The sequence below is a fragment of the Burkholderia sp. 10_S31 genome, assembly GCF_056930375.1.
In genome coordinates this window covers 693816-711090 of record NZ_JBXOWK010000003.1, presented here as the reverse complement: position 1 = coordinate 711090, position 17275 = coordinate 693816, and the positions used below count along the sequence as shown (strand labels likewise).

Sequence of the window (17275 nt, the reverse complement as noted above, 5' to 3'; positions counted from 1 at the left end):
CAGCGCGTTACTTCGCGACCACCGCGCCCGATGCCGGCACGGCCGGCACCGCACGCTCGTTGGCGGCCTGCGGCGCAGCCGGGCCACCGCGCTTGTCGACCGGCAGCCGCACCGTGCGGATCGCGCCGTTCGCCAACGGGAAATCGGCGAGCGCGCTGCGCGCGAGAAACGGCATCGCATACAGCAGCGCACCGTTGTCGCCGGTGGTGCGTGCGGTCACGTTGTAGACCTCCTTGCCGGTGGCACGCTCGGTAATCCGGATGCCGAGCGTGTAGTCGAAGACCTGGTAGGTCTGCGCGACATAGCCGGCCGGCATCGGCCCCCAGGGCCCCCACGGGCCCCACGGCCCGCCCCGCCAGTACGGCCCCGGCCCCATGAACCACGGGTCGTAGTAGACCGGCTGCGGCACCGTCACCAGATCGCTGCCGACCCCGTAGGTCAACCCGACCAGATAGCGCGCCTGCGCGGTCGGCACCTGCCGGAACGCATACGCGGACAACTCGTTCGCGACGATCGGCTCGTAGGTCGACTGCTCGATGCTGTGCTTCTGCGCATCGGTGCGCGTGAAGGCGTAAGTGCGTGTCGCGTCGCTGCCGCTCCAGTCGGAGAAGGCCGTGACCTGCGTCGTCACGTAGCTGGTGCAGCCCGTCAGCAGCGCCACGCACAGCACCGCCGCCCAACCCGCACCGCGTTGAATCCATTCGCGTTTCATGTTGATCCTCGTCGATCCGTCACCCGTTCGTCGCACCGCGCGAACCGCACGGGATGCCGATAATACGCGGACTGCCGCAACCGGTAAAAAGTTCGCCCGGCACGCGGCCGCAAGCCTTTGTACAATGGCCCGGTTCGCCCGGCCCGCGCTGCGGGCCCGATCCCCACTCCACCGATCTCGACGACCATGTCCGACAACGCCTCCTCCACCGTGATCCGCCGCGCCGACTACACGCCGCCGGCCTTCCTCATCGATTCCGTCGCACTCGAATTCGATCTCGCGCCGGCCCGCACGATCGTCAGGAATACGATGCGCGTGCGCCGCAATCCGGACGCGGCGCCGACCCCGCATCTGGAGCTGATGGGCGAAGCGCTCGAGTTCCTCGACGCGCAGCTCGACGGCGCGCCGTACGGTGCGGTGCGCGCACATGAACACGGGCTGACCGTCGAGAACGTGCCCGACGCATTCGAGCTCACGCTCGATAGCGCGTGCGCGCCGGACCAGAACACGACGCTGTCCGGCCTGTACGTATCGAGCGGCAACTTCTTCACGCAATGCGAGGCCGAAGGCTTTCGCCGCATCACCTACTTCCTCGACCGCCCCGACGTGATGGCGTCGTACACCGTCACGCTGCGCGCCGACAAGGCCGCCTATCCGGTGCTGCTGTCGAACGGCAACCTGGTCGATTCGGGCGAGCTGCCCGACGGCCGCCACTTCGCGAAATGGGAAGATCCGTTCCGCAAGCCGAGCTACCTGTTCGCGCTCGTCGCGGGCAAGCTCGTCGCGATCGAGGAAAAGATCACGTCCGGCTCCGGCAAGGAAAAACTGCTGCAGGTCTGGGTCGAACCGGCCGATCTCGACAAGACCCGTCACGCGATGGATTCGCTGATCCATTCGATCCGCTGGGACGAGAAGCGCTTCGGCCTCGAGCTCGATCTCGACCGCTTCATGATCGTCGCGGTCGGCGACTTCAACATGGGCGCGATGGAGAACAAGGGGCTCAACATCTTCAACACGAAGTACGTGCTGGCGAACCCCGAGACCGCGACCGACACCGACTTCGCGAACATCGAGTCGGTGGTCGGCCACGAGTACTTCCACAACTGGACCGGCAACCGCGTGACCTGCCGCGACTGGTTCCAGCTGAGCCTGAAGGAAGGCCTGACGGTGTTCCGCGACCAGGAATTCTCTGCCGACATGGCCGCGGGCGACGAGGTCGGATCCGCGGCGCGCGCGGTCAAGCGCATCGAAGACGTGCGCGTGCTGCGCCAGTTGCAGTTCGCCGAGGACGCGGGCCCAATGGCGCATCCGGTGCGTCCGGAAAGCTACGTCGAGATCAACAACTTCTACACGATGACCGTCTACGAGAAAGGCTCGGAAGTCGTGCGGATGTACCAGACGCTGTTCGGCCGCGACGGGTTCCGCAAGGGGATGGACCTGTACTTCAAGCGCCACGACGGTCACGCGGTGACGTGCGACGACTTCCGCCACGCGATGGCCGACGCGAACGGGCGCGATCTCGCGCAATTCGAGCGCTGGTACAGCCAGGCCGGCACGCCGCGCGTGTCGGTGCGCACCGCCTACGACACGGCCGCGCGCCGCTACACTGTCACGCTCGCGCAGGGCTACGGCGACGCGTCGCCGGCCGCACGCGAGACGCAACAGGGGCCGCTGCTGATCCCGTTCGCGATCGGCCTGATCGGCCGCGACGGCCGTGACCTGCCGTTGCGCCTCGACGGCGAAGCCGCCGCGTCGGGCACGACGCGCGTGCTCGACTTCACCGACACCGAACAGACCTTCACGTTCGTCGACGTGCCGGAACAGCCGCTGCCGTCGCTGCTGCGCAATTTCTCGGCGCCGGTGATCGTCGAGTACGACTACAGCGACAACGATCTCGCGTTCCTGCTCGCGCACGACAGCGACCCGTTCAACCGCTGGGAGGCCGGCCAGCGCCTCGCGACGCGCGCGCTGCTGACGCTTGCCGCGCGCGCCGCCGCGAACGAGCCGCTCACGCTCGGCGAGAACTTCGTCGCCGCGTTCCGCCGCGTGCTGACCGATGAAAACCTGTCGCCCGCGTTCCGCGAACTCGCGCTGACGCTGCCGTCGGAAACCTATCTGGCCGACCAGATGGCGGAAGCCGATCCAGCCGCCGTGCATCGCGCGCGCCAGTTCGTGCGCCGCCAGCTCGCGACCGCGCTGCGCGCCGAGTGGCTCGCCGCGTTCGAGCAGCACCAGACGCCGGGCGCGTACGAGCCGACGCCCGAAGCGTCCGGCCGCCGCGCGCTGAAGAACCTCGCGCTCGCGTATCTCGCCGAACTCGAGGATCCGGCCGACGCCGTGCGCATCGCGACCGCGCAGTACGACGCGGCAAACAACATGACCGATCGCGCTGCCGCGCTCGGTGCCCTGCTGTCCGCCGCGGCCTCGGGCGCGAACGACGCGGCCACGCGCGCACTCGACGACTTCTACCGTCGCTTCGAGAAGGAAGCGCTCGTGATCGACAAGTGGTTCGCGATGCAGGCCGCGCAGCGCGGCTCGTCCGCCCAGCCGACGCTCGCGAAGGTCCGCAAGCTGATGGCTCACCCCGCGTTCAACCTGAAGAACCCGAACCGCGCACGCTCGCTGATCTTCAGCTTCTGCGCGGCGAACCCGGCGCAATTCCATGCGGCGGACGGTTCGGGCTACGCGTTCTGGGCCGAGCAGGTGCTCGCGCTCGATGCGATCAACCCGCAGGTCGCCGCGCGCCTCGCCCGCTCGCTCGAACTGTGGCGCCGCTTCACGCCGGCGCTGCGCGACCGGATGCGCGAAGCGCTCGAGCAGGTCGCGGCCGGCGCGAAATCGCGCGACGTGCGCGAGATCGTCGAGAAGGCGCTCGCGTAAGGTCACGCACGCGATTCGCGTCGCGCCTCCACGCGACTAAGCCGGCGCCGCCCCCGTTGCGGCGCCGGCTTTTTTTATCGACTGAAGGTTGGCGGGGTCGGAGCCGGACAACGCGTTCGGGCACGCGGTTTTCCGGCGGCAGCAGGGCCGCTCCGCTCTAAGCCGCTCGCCGGCACCCGGCCGGATCGGCTGCCCGGCCATGTAACGGGACGAAAAAAGGCGGCGGGTCGGCAGGCGCGCCGGGTAAAATTGCGGCAATTCAAGGATTCTTTAGCCTTTCGGAGTCTGTCATGTCCATTGCCCGCCGCACCACGCTGTCCAAGTTCCTGATCGAGCAGCAGCGTGAGACCAACAACCTCCCCGCCGACCTCCGCCTGCTGATCGAAGTCGTCGCTCGCGCGTGCAAGGCGATCAGCTACAACGTGTCGAAGGGCGCGCTCGGCGATGCACTCGGTACCGCCGGCAGCGAGAACGTCCAGGGCGAAGTGCAGAAGAAGCTCGACATCCTGTCGAACGAGATCCTGCTCGACGCGAACGAATGGGGCGGCAACCTCGCCGCGATGGCATCGGAAGAGATGGAAACGTTCTTCCCGATCCCCGCGAACTACCCGCGCGGCGAATACCTGCTCGTGTTCGACCCGCTCGACGGTTCGTCGAACATCGACGTGAACGTGTCGATCGGCACGATCTTCTCGGTGCTGCGCTGCCCGGACGGCAAGCTGGCCACCGAGGAATCGTTCCTGCAGCCGGGCACGCAGCAGGTCGCGGCCGGCTACGCGGTGTACGGCCCGCAGACCGTGTTCGTGCTGACGACCGGCAACGGCGTGAACTGCTTCACGCTCGACCGCGAAGTCGGCTCGTGGGTGCTCACGCAAAGCAACATGCAGATCCCGGCCGATACGCGCGAATACGCGATCAACGCGTCGAACGCACGCCACTGGTACGAGCCGGTCCAGCGCTACGTCGACGAACTGAACGCCGGCAAGGAAGGCCCGCGCGGCGACAACTTCAACATGCGCTGGATCGCGTCGATGGTTGCCGACGTGCACCGGATCCTGAACCGCGGCGGCATCTTCATGTACCCGGCCGACAAGCGCACGCCCGATCGTCCGGGCAAGCTGCGCCTGATGTATGAAGCGAACCCGATGTCGTTCATCGTCGAACAGGCGGGCGGCGCCGCGACGACGGGCACGCAGCGCATCATGGAAGTGCAGCCGACCGGCCTGCACCAGCGCGTGCCGGTATTCCTCGGTTCGAAGAACGAAGTCGAACGCGTGACCGGCTATCACGACGAAGGCAAATAAATTTGCACCGCAGCACTAGACGGAGGTGCGAGACGTCAGTACAATCGCGCCTTCGCGATGTGGCCCTGACAGGCCGCATCGCAGTGAAGTGAAAGCGGGAAGTCCGCCGGATCGAGGGTTTCGCGAAGCAGCAGCAACAAGCTGAAAAAAATTCGCAAAACCTATTGCCAAGATCTCGGATTTCACCATATAATTTCATTTCTCTGCTGCCGGTGTAGCTCAGTTGGTAGAGCAGCGCATTCGTAATGCGAAGGTCGTAGGTTCGACTCCTATCTCCGGCACCAAGATATAAAGGCCTGACAAGTGATGCTTGTCAGGCCTTTTCTCTTTTCCGGCCCACGTTTTCCGATACACACGGAATCGTGCGCCTGCCCTCCCCCGTCAATTCCGCTTGCGGGCATCTCCCGACTCCCGCGCCGCCGATTACAATCGCCGGACCACCCGGCCCTCTCCCTGCATCATGCGCACCTGGCGTCTCGCGCGACCGGTCTCGTCGCCGCGATCGGCGGCAGTGACCCGAACGCGTTCGCCGCGGAAATCCTGAAGCTGTTCGACGATGCGCTGTCCGTCACGCAGTGCACGATCTTCGCGTACGAGTTCGGCAACCGGCCACGCACCGTGTCGGTCGCCGATCATCGCGGCGGCCGCTACCTGCGCGATGTCGCGGACACCTACGCGCGACATTTCTATGCGCTCGACGGCAACCAGAAGATCGTTTCGGCCGCCGGTCGCGGCACGCACCGCCGCGACGTGCTGCTGCATCAGCAGACCGGCGACGAGATCGGTCATGACGCATATCGCGCGGCCTGCTACCGCGGCCCCGACGTATCCGATCGCCTCGCGTTGCTGATGCAGCCGAACGACTCGACCTGGCTGTCGATCAACCTGTATCGCGCGCATCGCAGCGGCGCATTCCAGCCGCGCGAGATCGCGGCCATCGAAACGCTCGCGCCGTTGATCGCGCAGGCGGCGCAGCATCACTACGCGCTCGCGGGCTCGGCGCAGATCGGCATCCCGCAACTGATGCTCGGGCGGCTGCGCGGCGCATGCCCGACACTGTCCAAACGCGAACTCGACGTGCTGCGCGGCGTGCTCGAAGGCCAAACCGCGCAGGAGATCGGCGAGACGATCGGCGTAAAGGCATCGAGCGTGGTCACTTATCAGAAGCGCGCCTATCGGCGTCTCGGCATCTCGAGCCAGCGCCAGCTGTTTGCGCTGTGCCTGCAACCGTGAACGGCGCCTGCCGATCCTGAACGCGTCAGGGTAAGTCCCGGCCCGCCACCAGCCGTTCGCCGTACCCGGAATGAGGACAGCGGTGTCCGGCACGGCTTCCATACTGCATCGAGCTGCCGCACGCGTCGCGTCATCGCGCGTGCGGGTCCGATCACTGCAACCCTGGAAGCCAACGATGGGCATCGAATTCAAGCCATATCCGTTCGTCGCCGCGCGTCATCCCGCGCACCTGCCGACCTGCAGCGATGGTGTCGATACGCAGCGGCACCGCGTCGCGATCGTCGGCGGCGGGCCGGTCGGCCTCGCTGTCGCACTCGGCCTCGCCAACCACGGCATCCGCAGCGTGCTGCTCGAAGCCGACGATTCGGTCTGTCACGGCAGCCGCGCGATCTGCATCTCGCGACGCAGCCTCGAGATCATCGAGCGGCTCGGCGCGCTCGGCGACTTCCTGCGCGTCGGACTGCCGTGGAGCGGCGGACGCAGCTTCCATCGTCGCGACGAAGTACTGCATTTCACGATGCCGCAGGACGAGAACCAGAAGCTGCCGCCGATGGTGAACCTCGCGCAGTATCACATCGAGCAGTTCCTGCTCGATGCCGCGCTGCGCCGCCCCGAGTTCATCGAGATCCGCTGGCAGACGAAGGTCGCGGGCGTCACGCGACACCCGGACGGCGTGCGCCTGGACGTCGATACGCCGCTCGGCGGCTACGCGCTCGATGCCGACTGGATCGTCGCGAGCGACGGCGGGCGCAGCACGATGCGCGAAGCGCTCGGCCTGACGCTGCAAGGAACCCGCTACGAAGGCCGCTACGTGATCGTCGACATCGCGCTCGACAGCGACCGGCCGACCGAGCGGCTCGCGTATTTCGACCCGGCGTCGAACCCCGGCTCGACGGTGCTCGTCCACAAGCAGCCCGACAACGTGTGGCGGATCGACTACCAGTTGCGCGACGACGAGGATCCCGAAGCGGCCGTGAAGCCCGAGAACGTGATCCCGCGCGTACAGAACCTGCTCGACATGATGGGCGAGCGCGGCGACTGGTCGCCGATCTGGATCACGATCTACAAGGCGAACGCACTGACGCTCGAACGCTACCGGCACGGCCGCGTGCTGTTCTGCGGCGACGCCGCACACCTCGTGCCGATCTTCGGCGTGCGCGGCGCGAATTCCGGCATCGACGACGCCGACAATGTCGCGTGGAAACTGGCGTACGTGATTCGCGGCCTCGCGTCGGACGCGCTGCTCGACAGCTATTCGGACGAGCGCGTGTTCGCGACGCACGAGAACCTGCGCTACGGCACCAAGAGCACCGAGTTCATGGCGCCGCCGTCATTCGCGTTCGACCTGATGCGCAAGGCCGTGCTGACGCTCGCGGTCCGGCATCCGGCGCTGCGTTCGCTGATCAATCCGCGCCAGACGTCGGCCATCGCTTACACGGCGTCGCCGCTCAATGCGGACGCGCGCGATGCATTTTCAGCCGGGCCGGCCTCCGGCACGGTACTCGCGGAATGTCCGCTGATGCTGCAGGCGTCGCGCGACATCGGCAAGCCCGGCGGCGCGCGTCGCAGCCACCTGACCGATCTCGTCGGCCCGTGCTTCACGGCGTTCCGCTTCACGCGCGACGGCGCACCCGATCCGTCGTTCGACGATCTCGAACGGCACCTGCACGACGCCGGCATACCATTCGCGCTGGTCACGCTCGCGCGGCACGCGGCACCGCAACAGCCGGGATGCGGCGGCTACGATACCGACGGCCGGCTGTTCGACCTGTACGGTGCGCGCGACGGCACCGTCTACCTCGTGCGTCCGGACGGACACGTGCTCGGCCGCTGGCACGACGCACGCCCCGCCGACCTGACCACCGCACTCGAACGCGCGCTCCATCCGCGCACGTCATCCGATCTTCAGGAAAACGCATGATGACCGACACTGAACGCGACACCCTCTACACCGATCTGTGCCACACGATGACCCGCATCGGCGAAACCGATGCCTCGCTCTTTCTCGCGCGCTTCGCGCTGCTGGCAATCGAGACGATCGGCGATGCGAAGACCGTCGCCCGCCTGATTGCCGACGCGGGCGACGGCCTGCCAGATACGGGCGCACCGGCGCCGGCGCACGGACAATGACGCACGACGCACCGCCGAACGGTCGCCACGCCCTCCTTACATATTCATTTCGCCACGCATCGTCTGCGTAGGCGCCGCGCCGTAGGCAGACGAATCCCTGGAAAAACCCGTTAAGGGTGCATAACATTACTTAACGATTCCGACCCGTCTATCGCGTTACATTGCGTGGGCGGCTCGGCGGATCGCAAGCCGCCTACATGCGGCTTGCGGCGAAACAGCCGACATCCGGTCATTTCGACTCAACCCAAGGAGAGGATCACCATGACTCATGGCTTGATTATGTGGCTCATCATCGGTGCGATCGCCGGCTGGCTGGCCGGGCTGCTCGTCAAGGGCGGCGGGTTCGGCCTGATCGTCGACATCATCGTCGGTATCGTCGGCGCGGTGATCGGCGGCTGGCTGGCCGGACTGCTCGGCATCAGCCTCGGCAGCGGCTTCATCGGCTCGGTGATCGTCGCGGTCATCGGCGCCGTGATCCTGCTGTTCGTGATCCGGCTATTCAGGCGCGCGGCCTGACGATCTTCTCGCGCGCCTTCGGGCGTGCTTTCGCTGCGTCTTTGCATCGAAGCGGCGCGCGGCATCCCGCGCGCGCCGCCTTCCGTTTCAGTGGCGCTTGCCGCGCTGCAACCAGCCGTCGAGCACGCCGGTCGTCAGCAATCCGCTGCGCGCTTCGCGTGCGCCATCGCGACCGATCCACACGGTACGCGGCATCTCTCCCCGCCATCCCGCATCGAGCGCCGCCCGCAGACGCTCGGGCATCGGCTCCGCATTCGCATACTGCGCGACCTGCGGCGGCAGGTTCATTTGCGCGAGCGCCTGCGCGATCGCCGCACCGTTGTCGTCATAAGCGTCCATCGCAACCATTGCGAGTTGCACGTCCGGATGCCGGCGCTGCCACGCGACGAGATGCGCGGCGTTCTCGCGGCAGTATCCGCAATCGAGCGACCAGATCTCGACCGCGAGCGGTCGGTCGTGCGCCGTCGCATACAACTTCGCGACCTCGGCCGCGCGCAGCGGCTGCAGTTCGCCGGCCCACGCCGGCAGGCTCGCGAGCACGACGCCGATCAAAATCACCAGCCGCTTCATTGCGCGCCCTCCACGGGAATCAGCCGGTAGCCGTCGTTACGCGTGCGCCACGACAGGTAGATGCGCCCCGCATCGTCGAGCAGTTGCGGATTGTCGCTCGCGCCCGATGTCGACGCGATCACGCGCGGCGCCGACCAGTGCTCGCCACGATCGTCCGAGCGGCGCAGCTTGATCTGCATCGTGTCTCCGTCGAACGCCTTCCACGCGAGCCAGACGACGTCGCCGCGCGCGACGAGCGCCGCGTGCGATGCCTGTTCAGCCGGCACGGCCGGATTCGCACCGAATGCCCACGGCGTGCCGCGCGGCCGGCCGTCGGCGCCGATGCGTGAATAGAACACGTCGGCACGACCATCGACCACGCCGAACCACGCAATATGACGCGTACCGTCGGGCGTGATCGCAAGCGCCGGCCCGTGTTCGGGGCAGGCCTCGACGTGCCAGTTCGAGAACGTCGCACGCACCGGCACGACGGGCTCCGACGCCGACACCGGCAATACCGCGAGCGCATGGTCGCGAATCTGTCCCGGGAACACGTTGCGCCACACGGCTTCGATGTGTCCGGCCGGATCGATCGCCATCGCGATGCGACAGCATTCGCACGTGTGGTCGGTCACCTTGCGCTCGGGCTCGAACGACGTGCCGCCGTCGCGCGACACCGCGTAGTAGACGGCCGCGCCCTCGTACGCCTGCCCCGCCGCCTTCGCCGCGACGAGATCGCGCTTGTCGATCCACGCGATCGCGATATTGCCGGCCGGATCGACGGCCATCATGTCGAAGCGGTGCGTGATCGCCTGCCGGTCGCGATGCACGGTGACCGGCACGCTCCAGGTCGCACCGCTATCGAGCGAACGCGAGAAGCGCACCATGCCGGTGTACGGCGCATCGAGCGGCATCGACCACGACACGTACACCGCGCGACCGTCGGGGCTCGTCGCAATCTTCGGCCGATTCTCCGCGCTCGTGTAGATCGGCTCGGGCATCGCATTGACGATCACGGGCGCGGACAGCGTGCGGCCCGCGTCGTCCGAGTGCGCGACGACGACGTGCGCGCCTTCGACCCATGCGACCCACAGCCGGTGCCGCGCGTCGAACGCGGCGCCGGTCGCGAGCGGCTGCTTCTGTTGCGCCGGTGCGGCCTGCATGCTCATGTGCGCCGCATGCGGATCGGCGGCTTTCGGTGCATCGTGCGCGCCGGCGGGCGACAACGCCGCGAGCCACAACGCGCAGCCTGCCGCGAACGATTTCACAGCGACCATTTCAGTTCTCCAAAGAAAGTGCGGCCTGGATACGGGTGGAATACGTAGTAGCGGCGGTCGGTCAGATTGTCGATGCCGACCGACGCGGTCCAGTGACGGTCGAACCGGTAGCGCGCCTTCAGGTCGACGACCGTGAAGATGCTCGTGCCGCCGTACACGTCCGGATTCACGTCGCTGTTGTCGAGCGTGTTGAACTGGCGGCCCGAGTAGCGCACGCCGACGCTCGCGAGCCAGTGCTCGTCGAAGCGGTACGATGCGAGCAGGTTCGCGCGCATGCGCGGGATGCGCGGAAAGCGCGAACCGACATATGCGGGATTCGCGGTGTCGGCGAGGATCTGCGCATTGCTCGCCGACACGTTCGCGTCGATGTCTAGCCCGCGCAGCCCGACGTTCTGGCCGCTGAAGCCGAGCTCGACACCGCGTACGCGCACGCGATCGACATTCGAGATGTTCGTGACGGTCGACGCACCGGACACCGTCGTCTGGCTGTAGATCGAATCGCGCAGGTCGCTCTGGAACACGCTCGCACGCAGCACGCCGACGCCCACGTCGCGCTCGGCCGTGAAGTCCCAGTCGATCGCCTTTTCCGGCCGCAGGTTCGGGTTGTTGTTGACGATCGCGTTGTTCGAGATCGTGCCCTGGAACAGTTCGCCGACCGTCGGGAAGCGCGTGCCCGTCGCGAACGACAGCCGGAAGCGCCAGACCTCCGTCGCGTCCCATTGCAGCGCGACTTTCGGTGACAGCGCATTGGCGCTGCGGCCGGCGTAGCCGAGCGTGCCGGTCGCGTTGCCGAGCGCGCCGCCGTACGCATCCCAGCGCTCGTAGCGCAGACCGAGGGTCGCGAGCCAGCCTGGCGCGAAACGCCACGCGTCCTGTGCAAACAGCGCCTGCGTGCGCGTGTCGCCCTGGTAGACGCTCGCGAGCGACGTGGTTGGCCCGGCCAGCCAGTCGGCCGTGTTGTACGTGACGTTGCGCAGGAAATAGTTGTCGTAGTGATAGCCGAACGTGAACGTGTGGCCCTTCACCTGCGGCGCCTCGGCCTTCAGGTCGAGCGTACGCCAGCCCGTGCCGTCGCCCTGGAACAGCGTGCCCGCGCCGCCCTGCGCGGTCGATGCCGCGCGCAGCACGTCGCGCGACACGTCGTACGCGGACACCACGCCCGACAGTCGCCAGCCCGAATCGAGCCGGCCATTCAGCCCGAGCGCGTACAGCCAGTTCTCCTGGTCGCCGCGCTGCGGCGCGAACGCGCTCGGCGCGACGGTCACGCTCTGGCCGCCGATCGACACGTTGCCGCCGTAGACCGGGTTGCCGGCCGCGTCGCGCAGGAAGGTTTCGCCGTGCTGCCGGTAATGGTTCTCCCAGTGCCCGAGCGTCAGCGTCGCGTCGACGTGATCCGTGAACGCGTAGCCCATCCGGACCGTCTCGTTGAGCTGCTCCGTCCGCTCGATGTTCTGCGCGCCGACGATCGTGCGCGGCTTGCCGTTAGGGCCGATGTCGGTGGCCGCGCCCGCCACCGGCACTGCGGCGCCAAGCCGCGGGTTGTAGGCGGAATTGGGGCTCGCATACTGCATCGGCTGACCGTCGTTCTCCAGCCGGTCGAGCGACAGCGAGAACCAGAACCGGCCGACGCGGTTCGCGATCCGCGCGGTCTGGTGATTGCCGCCGAAGCTGTCCGCGAAACCGTAGCCGTCGTGATAGCGCTGCGTGAAGAACTGCGTCGACAGCGACGCCTCGAGTTTTTCAGGACGGCGCGTCGTCAGCAGCACGGTCGAGCCGATCGCGTTGCCGGGATACAGCGCGGAAAAGGGGCCATACAGCACGTCGACGCGCGCGATATCGTCGGGCGCGATCAGCGACCAGCGCGGCGGATACGCATAGCTCGAGCCGAGCAGGTTCGACAGCAGCAGGCCGTCGGCGTACACGAGCCCGCGCGCGCTCTGCAGTTCGTTGAAGTCTCGGCCGGCGAACACGCTGTTGCGGTCGCCGATGTAGCGCTTGCGAACCATCAGGTTGGGCGCGTACTTCAGCGCATCCTCGGTGGCGACGTTGGTGTGCGCGTCGATCTGCTCGCGCGTGATCGACTCGACGACGGCCGGCGTATCCGGATCGACGGGTTGCCGCTGGGCGGTGACGCTGACCGCGGTCAGCGTGTCGCCCGTCGGCGCGGGCACGACCGCTGCAGCGGACGCGGCAAGGCCGGCCGGGTTGCCCGAGGCGCCGGGCAGCGGGTCGGCGGACGCGCCATCGATCGGGGCCGCCTGCGCAGCCGGCCAGGCAAAAGCGGCCGCGCAGGCGAGCGCGAGCCGACCGCGCGGCGGCCGCGCGGCGAAGGTGAACGACATGAATGAATTCCTGAAAACGTGACCGGAAGCCGCCGGACGCGAGCCGGCGAGCCGCGCGCGTAAGGCGCGGCGCGCGGATCGAGCCGCGGGCGGCGCGCGCGCCATCGGGGCGCGCGGACGATGTCAATCAGATCGGGACGTTTTCAGGCGGACCGCGCGGCTGCGCAAGACGGATGCCCTTGCGGGGAAAATCGGGAACGGCCGGGGCGGCCGCCCGGTATGCGAACGCGCGCACGAAACCCGGCAACGCGGGCAGGCTCGTGCCGAGCGCGACGTTCGCCGCGAAGCCGGGACAGTACACGCAGTGCGGCACGCCGGCATGGTCGAACGACGCCGCGCCGCGGTCGTCGCCGGACTGCGCGAGGACGACCTGACGTGCGCCGGCCGCACTGCACAGCTCGAGCGTGAGCTCGCCGGAACCGCTCGACGCGAGACGCGCGTAGCCGACGACGGGCGACAGTACGTTCAGTACCAGCGCCAGCCATACGAGGCCGATCCATCGCGTCGTTCGTTTCATCGCGGTCCAGGAAAAAGTGCGCGCAAGTATAGCAAGCGGCCGGTTGTTGCCGATCGAACAAAGCGTGATAGCCGGCATCGCACGGCGCGCAGCGGCGCATGTGCCGTTAATACAACAGAGACAAAATCTAACGATTCGCCACTGGCATAAATCCGAGCGCGAGGTTGATAATTATTGAACCCGCTGGAGAAACGACCATGGACGAAAGACCAACCCGCATGCCCCCGCCCGAGCAAGTGATGAGCCCGGATCCGGAACCCGTCGGCGTGGAATTCCTCGCCGAATTGCCCGAGCACGTCCGGGCATTCTTCGACGAGCAGCACAAGCTGTACTCGCCGAAGTGAACCTACGTTCCGTTCTGTAACCGCCACGTGTCGATCGATATCGTGCGGTTCATCGCTGCGTTTTCGGCGCAGATCGCTTCGCACCCGGGTTGCAACGGCCTGACGGTGCCGGATCAGTTCGTCCGCTGATTCTTCTGTCGCGTCGCTCCGCCGCGCGACTGTCTTCGTCTATCCTTCTGTTTTTCCACCTCCGGCCCGCCCGGCTCTCACGATCGTCCCGATGAAACAAGTCATTCGTGCCAGCGTCGCTGTCGCCGCGCTCGGCGTCGCCCTTTTTTCGTCACCGCACGTCGCGCGCGCGGACGGCGACGACACCGCGCTCACCAACCTCGTCGCGCTCGCATCGCAGCGGCTCGCGCTTGCCGAGCCCGTCGCACGCTGGAAATGGGCGAACCACAAGGCGATCGAGGATGGGCCGCGCGAAGCGGCACTGCTCTCATCGGTGGAGAAGCGCGCTGCGCAGGCGGGCGTGGACCCGGCGTTCGCGCGCAGGTTCTTCGAGGATCAGATCGCCGCGAGCAAGGACGTGCAGAACGCACTCTTTGCGACCTGGCGCGCCACGCGGCCGCCCGAAGGCACGCCGCCCGACCTCGCGACCAGCACGCGGCCGGCGCTCGACCAGCTCACGCAAAAGATGCTGACCGGCCTCGCCCAGGTCGCGCCGCTGCGCGACGCGCCCGACTGCCAGGCGCGGCTCGCTCGCAGCATCGCGAACTGGAAGACGCTCACACGCTACGACGCCACCCAGACGCAGGCGCTCGGCACTGCACTGGCGCACGTCTGCTCGGCCGGCGGCGCCAGCGCGATCGGCTGACTGCACACGCCATACGGTGCGGACGCGCGTGCCGTTCAGTCGGTAGGCGTGAGCACCACGAGCGGAATCAGCTGCAGGCCACGCGCGAGATGGGTCTGCAGCAGCCGGTGGGTATGGGGTTCGAACGCGCCGTCCGGACCATCGGCCGCGAGCCGCACGGCCGCGTCGAGCGAATCGGCTGCCCCGAGGTAGCGCCACCCGTCGATCACATGAAACATGCGACGCTCGCCGCACGCTTCGAACGCGACCGCGCCGTCGAACGGCCAGGGCGCACTGCCCGCACGGGCGTGATCGGCGGGACGCCGGTTGTACGACGGACGCAAGCGGGCGATCCACTGCGCCTCGGCGAGCATCGCGCCGAGTTCGTTGCCGGTTTCCTGCCATTCGACACGCCGCACCTGCTGCGCAAGCCGCATTTCCTTCGACGAGCGCCGCTCGCCGGTCAGCAGCGCGCGCAAGCGCTGTCGCACGCGCACGCTGCGCCCGACATAAAGGGCTTCATCACCCTCCCCGAACAACGCGTACGCACCGCATCCGGCGGGCGCGGTATCGAGCCACGCTTCAGTCAGGTTCCCCCCGAGACGGAAGTGGCGCGTCGTGCGCGCGATCTGGTCGCGCAGACGCTCCAGCGGCACGATCTCGTGCAATTGCCGCCAGAACTGCCAAAGGAGATCCGCATCTGCGAGTGCCCGGTGGCGGGCCGCGGGGACGAGGCCATGCCGCTCGATCAGCGCATCGAGTCCGTGCCGCGCCTCGCGCGGAAACAGCGCACGCGACAGCCGCACCGTGCACAGCACGTCCGGGTTGAACGCGATGCCGGCACGTTCGAACTCGGCGCGCAGGAAGCCACGGTCGAAGCTCGCGTTGTGCGCGACGAACAGCTTGCCGTCGAGCCGTTCGAACAGCGGGGGCGCGAGCGACGCGAACGACGGCGCATCGCGTACCATCTCGTCCGAAATGCCCGTCAGTTGCTGGATGAAGGGCGGAATCGACTGTCCCGGATTGACGAGCGTCGTCCACGTCGATACGCCGAGCGGACCAATTTCGACCACACCGATTTCGGTGATGCGGTGTTCGGCGGACGAGCCACCGGTGGTTTCAAGGTCGACGAAGACGAGCGGTTGTTCGCTGGCGGGATCGGACGGACGGGAATCGGACATGAAAAGACAGGGAAACGATGCTTTCGTGAGTATGCACCGGCATGCGTGTTTGCGACCAGTCCGAACCCGAATCGATGCGCCGCCGCCAGCTTTTCGCGCCCCGAAAAACAAAAAGCCCCCGCAATGCAGGGGCCGGACGTGATCGGCAATGCGTGGCGCGTCAGACCGCCTGGATATTCGCTGCCTGCTTGCCTTTCGGGCCGACTTTCACGTCGAAGGAAACGCGCTGGTTTTCCTTCAGCGTTTTGAAGCCGTCCATCCGGATTTCGGAAAAGTGCGCAAACAGATCTTCACCGCCATTGTCGGACGTAATAAAGCCGAAACCTTTAGCATCGTTAAACCATTTTACGATACCGGTATCCATACCTTCGTTCCCCACTCGTTTAGATCAAAAAAGCTACTGTTTATAGCCGCTTCCCGAAATCCCGCAACGGCGCGCCGACACTCACCCCCAGCGCTCCGCCCGGGGACGGAGTGCTGACTTTATAAATTGGACAATCCGGGTGCGTCAAGGGAATTTTTTGCGCCTTCTTAATCAAAAAACGTCAATACCACTGGAATCGGTACACCATCGCCTTTTATTAATTGATTCGCATCAAAAACCTGTCAATGTTACCGGGCCCAGTTCGCCATTAATCCATATCGAGAAAAACCTACCGGGGACAAATCAAGTCGGTAATTCCTCGGGTTTTTTCCGGTTGCGAAAAACAGGGGACGTTGCGATGCTGGTGCAAAGCAATGGAAGGAGAAGGTCATGTGGCTGGACGGAATCAAGCGCTTCGCGAGCCGGCTCACACGCGTACGCCGCAAGTCCCGCGCGCTGGCCGAGTCCCATGAAGCGCCGTGCGACACCGAGTTCGACCCGACCTGGCACGGCGATCATTGGCAGAACCTGCTGGCGTCACCGCTGGACGCCCGTCACTACGTGATGGAAGACTGGACGTACACGCCGCCTCAGGCCGAAGCCGAAGACGCGCAGCCGACAGGCAAGCGCAAGCGGCGCTCGTACCCGCAATAGGGATCGGGAAGACGGAGCAAAAAAAAAGCGCGACTGGGAAGTCGCGCCGACAAAGGTTTGGAGATCTTTTCCGTCAACGAAAAAGTCTGCTTCGGAAAGCAGAGATCGCAGTATAGCGAGAGAACATCCTTTCATTATCCATGCTCCACACAAACCTCTATTGCCGTTGTGTCAATAATCGCGCTAGCCGCACCCTCGCCCGCTACTGATCGCCTGTCGCGATCGCGCAACGCCCGTTACGCAGTCCTGATCCGCAGTTCCGCCTGCTGCGCCGCCGCAAAGTCTTGATGGCCACGGCTCCCGGGGTTCATACTCATTCTTGCGCGATTCAAAATACAGTATTGCCGGAAGCGATTTTCTTCAGTGCCCCGGCCGATTCGTACACTGCAAATGGATTCCGACGAGGGTGCCGCGCCCACGCGCACGGCGTCGCCACCTGCGATGCCGCCGATGCCCGCAGCAGGTTCGATCGACATCAT

At 66.4% G+C, this 17275-nt stretch carries 17 protein-coding genes and 1 tRNA gene; 10 read left to right on the top strand and 8 right to left on the bottom strand.

Annotated features, from left to right (window positions below; all coding sequences use genetic code 11):
- Positions 1-7 precede the first annotated feature (7 nt).
- Positions 8-712, bottom strand: coding sequence for a DUF4136 domain-containing protein (locus tag AC1Z3W_RS23350; protein WP_124834114.1), 705 nt, complete (start codon positions 710-712; stop codon positions 8-10).
- Between the two features lie 186 nt (positions 713-898).
- Here AC1Z3W_RS23350 and pepN point away from each other — a divergent pair, with 186 nt between their 5' ends.
- The 7 genes from pepN to AC1Z3W_RS23315 all read left to right on the top strand — a co-directional run bounded on the left by pepN (position 899) and on the right by AC1Z3W_RS23315 (position 8775).
- Positions 899-3592, top strand: a complete 2694-nt coding sequence (gene pepN, locus AC1Z3W_RS23345) for an aminopeptidase N (RefSeq protein ID WP_483508528.1) — start codon at positions 899-901, stop codon at positions 3590-3592.
- A gap of 290 nt (positions 3593-3882) precedes the next feature.
- The gene (locus AC1Z3W_RS23340) at positions 3883-4896 is read left to right on the top strand and encodes a class 1 fructose-bisphosphatase (protein ID WP_057928540.1); all 1014 of its coding nucleotides are present in this window, start codon (positions 3883-3885) and stop codon (positions 4894-4896) included.
- 208 nt (positions 4897-5104) lie between these two features.
- A tRNA-Thr gene (locus AC1Z3W_RS23335) sits at positions 5105-5180 on the top strand.
- Between the two features lie 169 nt (positions 5181-5349).
- Positions 5350-6129 (top strand): helix-turn-helix transcriptional regulator, encoded by a 780-nt coding sequence (locus tag AC1Z3W_RS23330; RefSeq protein ID WP_483509582.1) that lies wholly within the window; start codon positions 5350-5352, stop codon positions 6127-6129.
- Positions 6130-6304: 175 nt separating this feature from the next.
- On the top strand, positions 6305-8050 hold the full coding sequence (locus AC1Z3W_RS23325) for an FAD-dependent oxidoreductase (protein WP_124834116.1): 1746 nt from the start codon (positions 6305-6307) through the stop codon (positions 8048-8050).
- A complete protein-coding gene (locus AC1Z3W_RS23320) occupies positions 8047-8259 on the top strand; it encodes a hypothetical protein (protein ID WP_057928537.1) in 213 nt (70 codons plus the stop codon). The genes AC1Z3W_RS23325 and AC1Z3W_RS23320 overlap by 4 nt, the downstream gene beginning before the upstream one ends.
- Before the next feature lie 261 nt (positions 8260-8520).
- Positions 8521-8775 (top strand): GlsB/YeaQ/YmgE family stress response membrane protein, encoded by a 255-nt coding sequence (locus tag AC1Z3W_RS23315; RefSeq protein WP_057928536.1) that lies wholly within the window; start codon positions 8521-8523, stop codon positions 8773-8775.
- Positions 8776-8862: 87 nt separating this feature from the next.
- On the opposite strand, the gene AC1Z3W_RS23310 is transcribed toward AC1Z3W_RS23315, so the two are convergent.
- From AC1Z3W_RS23310 to AC1Z3W_RS23295, 4 genes are all read right to left on the bottom strand, one after another.
- A complete protein-coding gene (locus AC1Z3W_RS23310) occupies positions 8863-9345 on the bottom strand; it encodes a TlpA disulfide reductase family protein (RefSeq protein WP_483508527.1) in 483 nt (160 codons plus the stop codon).
- Complete coding sequence (locus AC1Z3W_RS23305) at positions 9342-10601, bottom strand: sialidase family protein (protein ID WP_483508526.1); 1260 nt, start codon at positions 10599-10601, stop codon at positions 9342-9344. The genes AC1Z3W_RS23310 and AC1Z3W_RS23305 overlap by 4 nt, the downstream gene beginning before the upstream one ends.
- Positions 10589-12943, bottom strand: a complete 2355-nt coding sequence (locus AC1Z3W_RS23300) for a TonB-dependent receptor (protein ID WP_483508525.1) — start codon at positions 12941-12943, stop codon at positions 10589-10591. Before AC1Z3W_RS23300 ends, AC1Z3W_RS23305 begins: the two co-directional genes overlap by 13 nt.
- 127 nt (positions 12944-13070) lie before the next feature.
- Complete coding sequence (locus tag AC1Z3W_RS23295; protein WP_057928532.1) at positions 13071-13460, bottom strand: DUF2946 domain-containing protein; 390 nt, start codon at positions 13458-13460, stop codon at positions 13071-13073.
- A 197-nt stretch (positions 13461-13657) separates the two neighbouring features.
- Between AC1Z3W_RS23295 and AC1Z3W_RS23290 the strand changes: the two genes are divergently transcribed.
- Positions 13658-13804: a hypothetical protein gene (locus tag AC1Z3W_RS23290; protein ID WP_009690993.1), complete on the top strand. Its 147-nt coding sequence runs from the start codon at positions 13658-13660 to the stop codon at positions 13802-13804.
- Between the two features lie 220 nt (positions 13805-14024).
- Positions 14025-14618 (top strand): chorismate mutase, encoded by a 594-nt coding sequence (locus AC1Z3W_RS23285; RefSeq protein ID WP_057928531.1) that lies wholly within the window; start codon positions 14025-14027, stop codon positions 14616-14618.
- Positions 14619-14653: 35 nt separating this feature from the next.
- On the opposite strand, the gene AC1Z3W_RS23280 is transcribed toward AC1Z3W_RS23285, so the two are convergent.
- Together AC1Z3W_RS23280 and AC1Z3W_RS23275 are read right to left on the bottom strand one after the other, a co-directional pair.
- Positions 14654-15778, bottom strand: coding sequence for an exonuclease domain-containing protein (locus AC1Z3W_RS23280; RefSeq protein WP_175825430.1), 1125 nt, complete (start codon positions 15776-15778; stop codon positions 14654-14656).
- Between the two features lie 160 nt (positions 15779-15938).
- Positions 15939-16142, bottom strand: a complete 204-nt coding sequence (locus AC1Z3W_RS23275; RefSeq protein WP_006476615.1) for a cold-shock protein — start codon at positions 16140-16142, stop codon at positions 15939-15941.
- A 390-nt stretch (positions 16143-16532) separates the two neighbouring features.
- Here AC1Z3W_RS23275 and AC1Z3W_RS23270 point away from each other — a divergent pair, with 390 nt between their 5' ends.
- Positions 16533-16796, top strand: coding sequence for a hypothetical protein (locus tag AC1Z3W_RS23270; protein WP_057928529.1), 264 nt, complete (start codon positions 16533-16535; stop codon positions 16794-16796).
- Positions 16797-17032: 236 nt separating this feature from the next.
- Here AC1Z3W_RS23270 and AC1Z3W_RS23265 read toward each other — a convergent pair whose 3' ends face one another.
- Positions 17033-17275, bottom strand: a complete 243-nt coding sequence (locus tag AC1Z3W_RS23265) for a hypothetical protein (protein WP_141661904.1) — start codon at positions 17273-17275, stop codon at positions 17033-17035.